Origin of the sequence: Staphylococcus ureilyticus, from assembly GCF_002902235.1 — a bacterium.
Lineage (GTDB): Bacteria > Bacillota > Bacilli > Staphylococcales > Staphylococcaceae > Staphylococcus > Staphylococcus ureilyticus.
In genome coordinates, this window is record NZ_PPRL01000084.1 from 42,629 (window position 1) to 46,731 (window position 4,103).

The following is a 4,103-nucleotide window of genomic DNA, read 5'->3' on the forward strand; positions in this document are numbered from 1 at the left end:
ATAAACGTCGGTTTCTAGCAAAATAATTTAGAAATTGACGTTTATTTTACATTAATGGTATCAAGAGATTTTCATGTCTGAATTCAATGGATATATGTTTTCTGAAGGTGTTTTTATATTTTTGTGACATTCATTTAGTACGAAAGTATGAGAAGATTTTAAGTTGAATAATTAGCAAAATATAGATGAAAGCATTTATTATGATATTAATATCATAATTTAAAAGGTGAATCAGATAGTGAAAAATACATTTAAAATGATACTATTATTAGTTATTGTGTTAGTGCCGTTAATACTATTATTAACAAATATAGATACGGTACAACGATATATAAGAGAAAATTTAGTGCAACAAAATGATGGGAATAAAGATGAAAAAGAAACAGATAGAAGTATTTTTAATATAAGTAGAGAGACAGAATCTTTTGGTGATTATGAATATAATGACTTTGATGGTAAACACTATGGCATCGACTATGGTATAGCTAAAAACACACCAGTAACTGCCGCAACAGATGGTAAGGTAACTAGAACTTTTGAAAATGAGTTAGGTGGTAAGGTAGTGCAAATTAGGGAAGAAAATGGTGTATACCATCAATGGTATATGCATTTAAATGAATTTAAAGTGGAACCTGGAGACAAAGTTGAAGCTGGAAAAATCATCGCACTTTCTGGTAATACTGGTTCTCAAACTTCAGGACCGCATCTACATTTCCAAAGAATGAAAGGTGGCGTTGGCAACGATTATGCGGAAAACCCAAGAAAATTTATAGAATCATTGCCAAAAGGTGAAAAAAGTTTGTATAAGCAATAAATGTCTAGAAAATATTTTAGCCTATCACGGCACAGTTTACCAAATAATGTAATGATAACAGTGTGGTAGAACAAAATTATATAAAATAATTTTGTTCTACCATATTGAAGGCATAGTTAGGAACTATAAAATTAACTTATTAAGAAGTTGATTTATCTGTAACTGAGTCAATAGAATCGTAATTTAATAAATTTCGATGAATTGCTTCCCACAAGTAAAATGCTCCATATGAAGCATATGGATGCCATTGTTTTGCACAGAGAGTGAGCTGTTTTTTTCTTTCTGCGGTTGAGGTTTGATATAGCCATTGTGCGGCTCTCTGTAAACCTACATCAAAAATGGGTAGTATATTTTCATGTTTTAATGTAAAAATTAAAAATATTTCTGATGTCCAACGACCAATCCCTTTGACCTGTGTTAAAACTTGTTTTACAGCTTCATCATCTAATTCATGTAAATTAGCAAAATCCAATTTATTTTGTTCTATATGTGCAAGCAAATTTTGAATATAGTTGATTTTAGTTTTTGAAAGACCAATATGTTTCATTTGTGTTTCCTTCAAACTTAAAATCGATTCAAGGGTCCATTGATTGTGTATAGCATCGGAAAATCTTTGGAAAATTGCTGAAGCGGCAGTATTGGTAATTTGCTGTCCAATGATAGAACGAATTAACGATTTTAGCGGATTGGTACGTAATGTTATTTCTATGTTGCCAATTTGCTTTATAAGTTTTGCAAGTGTCTCATCTTGATTCATAAGCGTTTGTACAGCCGGATCATTTATGTCAATTTGCCACTGAGTCATCATACTCACACCTTATTGTAATAATTGTTGCAACACAATTGCTTGGTTATGTTGCTCATCTTTTGCACCATATAGCAAAATGACATCTTGCTTACTGTTAGCAATAATATCTTGCAATTCATTAAAAGCTTCTTGTTGTTCCTCATTTTCACGTAATTCTTTCTCGTATTTTTCTTTAAATGCAGCATAAAGTTGAGGATCGTGATTAAACCATTTTCTTAACTCGGATGTAGGTGCAATATTTTTTAGCCAATGGTCTAAATTGGCCTGATCCTTTGATATACCTCTTGGCCAAACACGGTCTACAAGTACACGTACGCCTTCTTTAAGTGGTTTTTCATAAATGCGTTGTATTTGAATAGTCATAAAATACTCCTTTAATTTGAATTATTTCAATTATTTTTCTATAGCCTAAAATGTAATATCAAAAACATAAGAGGCCATATATTCTATCTTAAAGGGTATAGATAAATATAATGCTGAAAAGGAGATTTTAACTATGACGAATTTTGATCAAGTACAACCACCCGAACAATTTAAATACCGTAGTAATGCAGTGCTTATTAAAAATTATTATGAATTCACTTGTGATAATCGAATATATTTCAGTCAAACAGCACACAAAGATTTAGCAAATCAACAGTATAAGTTCAATATTGAAATTTTATCTGAAATAGACGATACCGGATTGGCATTAGATTTTAATGAAGTAGATAAAATATATAATCAAAAAATCGCAACTTATTTGGATGGTCAACTCGTTAATGAAACATTGCCATCAATGAATACAACTGCTGAAAATATTGCCTTTTGGATATGGGAACAATTTGAGCAACATTTGCCAGAGCAAAATACACTACAAAAGCTAGAATTTTTTGAGAATGCAACACAAGGTTTAGTATTGACGCGTGAATTCATGGACGAAAAATAAGGTATGTTAATAACACGGTTTCATCAATAATACGCATGTACTAGAGTATGATAAATTTTAGCGACAACAAGGTTTAATATCGTTTTGAATAGCAACCAAAGTATACGGATAGACAAGTTCATGCAATAGATATGAATGTCTGTCCGTATTTTGTGTGCAATTTTTGTGATTTGTAAGCATACTGTAGAGTTGGAAAATTTTGAGAATATACTTAACTACATTTTTAATTTGAAATGGAAAATTTTACATAAATAAATATTCTGAAAATTGCGATAATATGGTATATTTTATTTATCACAACATAGGAGGCACACAATGATCAAAGTAAGTCCGAAACAATTTATTAATAATGTATTATCTGGAGTAGCAATTGCAATTGTTGCTGGGCTCATACCTAATGCTATTTTAGGTGAGGTATTTAAGCTTTTAGCGCCGAAACATGCCATTTTTGAATCTTTACTACAGGTTGTTTTAGGTATTCAATTTACAGTTCCACTATTGGTAGGTGCTTTGATTGCGATGCGCTTTAGTTTAACGCCTTTAGCGACCGCTGTAGTTGCTAGTTCAGCTTTTGTTGGCAGTGGTGTTGCGCAATTTAAAGATGGCGTATGGGTACTTGCTGGAGTAGGAGACTTAATTAATACAATGATTACAGCAGCAATTGCAGTATTTTTTATATTGGTAATTGGTGAACGTTTTGGTAGTCTCACATTGATTATTTTACCAACCATCGTTGGTGTAATTTCAGGTTTGATTGGTTTGACGTTATTACCATACATACAATTAATTACGACTGGTATCGGTAACTTAGTTAATACGTTTACAGAATTACAACCTATCATCATGTCAATGCTTATTGCACTTGTCTTTAGTTTTATCATCATTTCACCAATTTCTACAGTGGCTACAGCATTAGCTATTGGTATTAGTGGTTTAGCAGCAGGTTCAGCCTCATTAGGTATCGTAGCATGTGAAGGAGTTCTCGTTGCAGGTACGATGAAAATAAATCGATCAGGTGTACCTATCACAATATTTTTAGGTGGTGTAAAAATGATGATTCCTAATATGGTTCGACATCCTATCATTTTATTACCTATCTTTACCAATGCGCTAATCACTGGTTTTTTTGGTGCATTGCTAGGTATTGCAGGTACCAAAGAATCTGCAGGTTTTGGTATCATTGGACTCGTTGGGCCAATCAGTGCATTTAGACATATGGAAGCGCCGTTACTACTTAATCTATTATATGTATTTATCGCTTTTTTTGTCGTTCCGTTTATGATAGGTTTCTTAATCCATATGTTCTATATGAAAGTTTTGAAATTATATAATAAGGAAGTATTTAAATTTTTAGCATAAAATAAGCAGATATATGCTAGATTAATGTAATATATTGAAAATACGTATAGTTAAAATGTAAGAGAAAACATTAAAAAAGGCCTCAAATCAAAGGTCTTTTTTAATTTTGTACAAAAAAATTTGCAAGTTTGACCCCAATATATAAAAAAGATATCGAAATATATTATTACAGTTATGTAACAAAACGGTTGTTT

At 31.5% G+C, this 4,103-nt stretch carries 5 protein-coding genes; 3 read left to right on the top strand and 2 right to left on the bottom strand.

What is annotated here, in order from left to right; genetic code table 11:
- Positions 1-256 precede the first annotated feature (256 nt).
- Positions 257-814 carry a M23 family metallopeptidase gene (locus tag CD150_RS08660; RefSeq protein ID WP_225792167.1) on the top strand — a complete coding sequence of 186 codons (558 nt, stop codon included), beginning with the start codon at positions 257-259 and terminating at the stop codon, positions 812-814.
- Positions 815-953: 139 nt separating this feature from the next.
- Here the strand turns inward: CD150_RS08660 and CD150_RS08665 are convergent, their stop codons facing one another.
- Both CD150_RS08665 and CD150_RS08670 read right to left on the bottom strand, forming a co-directional pair.
- Positions 954-1,619, bottom strand: coding sequence for a DNA-3-methyladenine glycosylase family protein (locus CD150_RS08665; protein WP_073344332.1), 666 nt, complete (start codon positions 1,617-1,619; stop codon positions 954-956).
- A gap of 12 nt (positions 1,620-1,631) precedes the next feature.
- Entirely contained in the window at positions 1,632-1,985 is a 354-nt protein-coding gene (locus CD150_RS08670; protein WP_046206713.1) for a DUF488 domain-containing protein, read from the bottom strand.
- 133 nt (positions 1,986-2,118) lie between these two features.
- On the opposite strand from CD150_RS08670, the gene CD150_RS08675 reads away from it, so the two are divergent.
- Together CD150_RS08675 and CD150_RS08680 are read left to right on the top strand one after the other, a co-directional pair.
- On the top strand, positions 2,119-2,550 hold the full coding sequence (locus tag CD150_RS08675) for a 6-pyruvoyl trahydropterin synthase family protein (protein WP_073344329.1): 432 nt from the start codon (positions 2,119-2,121) through the stop codon (positions 2,548-2,550).
- Positions 2,551-2,865: 315 nt separating this feature from the next.
- Entirely contained in the window at positions 2,866-3,909 is a 1,044-nt protein-coding gene (locus tag CD150_RS08680; RefSeq protein WP_046206715.1) for a PTS sugar transporter subunit IIC, read from the top strand.
- Positions 3,910-4,103 lie beyond the last annotated feature (194 nt).